This window comes from Lysobacter sp. 05T417, from assembly GCF_056396405.1.
Window position 1 is genome coordinate 1 of record NZ_JBFTLK010000023.1, and the last position, 878, is coordinate 878.

Genomic DNA, 878 nt, shown 5'->3' on the forward strand with positions numbered 1-878 from the left:
GTACCCAACAAGAGCGACTAGGGGCTAGCGAAGTCGCCCGCCACGCATCCGCAACCTGCGCGGCTCTACGCCCTTACGGCTGCACAGCGGCGACAACTCGCCTAACGCCAGAGTTAAGCCGCACCGCGGAGCGGTGTCGGCTTGAATGAATTGTTAGCTGCCTGCCAGCGCAGTCAGCACGTGGGAAAAGTATTCGCCGTACGCTCCGCGTCCCGCAAACACCGAAGGAAACGGGCCACCTGGCTGGAGCTTAGCGGCACGACCCGCAAGGATATGACCAACCTCCACCCAATAGATTTCGTCCCCTAGGCACCATGGAAAAAGGTCCGCCATGAGACCCACAACAAAACAGACTTCTGGGTCAGAAGTGTCCGCGCCGCCAAGGACCGCAAAAGTCTCTGAGCAGATTCTTGCCGTTTCGTGTTCCGTAGGCAGGCCTGTGAGGAACGGCGGCTCGCAGTTGGCGTACCAGCTCAGGAAGAACAATCGCAGAGCCGTCTCCCGGTCTCTCTGGCCTGCGGCCCAGCGCGCCAGCAACATGTCGAATGCCTGGCCGAGCACGGGGCTGCCATCACGACCCAAGTAGGCTTGCTCTGCTCTGTTGATCTCGATGATCGATGGGGCCATGGAGGCAGCTAACGCCAGAGTTAAGCCGCGCCGCGGAGCGGCGTCGGCTTGAATGACTTGTTAGGCCTAGCGCCGCAACCGGAGCCCAGACCTGCGGCCGATTGCTCTGCTTTGACCCAACCCCCGGCGGAATGTATCAGCTCGCGGTGCCCAATGCCGCCGAAGACAGGGCCCCCGGCCGAAGCGGGAAAAATGCTGCCCCAAATGGCCGAGGCTGGGGGCGTTGTGCGCGCAACCGAAGCAAAACCACG

General features: G+C 62.1%; 1 protein-coding gene. It reads right to left on the minus strand.

What is annotated here, in order from left to right; translation table 11 throughout:
- Positions 1-153: 153 nt before the first annotated feature.
- The gene (locus AC1DER_RS17210) at positions 154-627 is read right to left on the minus strand and encodes a hypothetical protein (protein WP_477248548.1); all 474 of its coding nucleotides are present in this window, start codon (positions 625-627) and stop codon (positions 154-156) included.
- Between the last annotated feature and the right edge of the window lie 251 nt (positions 628-878).

Excerpts from the sequence above, each read along its gene's own strand:
- AC1DER_RS17210 (WP_477248548.1), bottom strand. The coding sequence starts at position 627 with ATGGCCCCATCGATCATCGAGATCAACAGAGCAGAGCAAGCCTACTTG.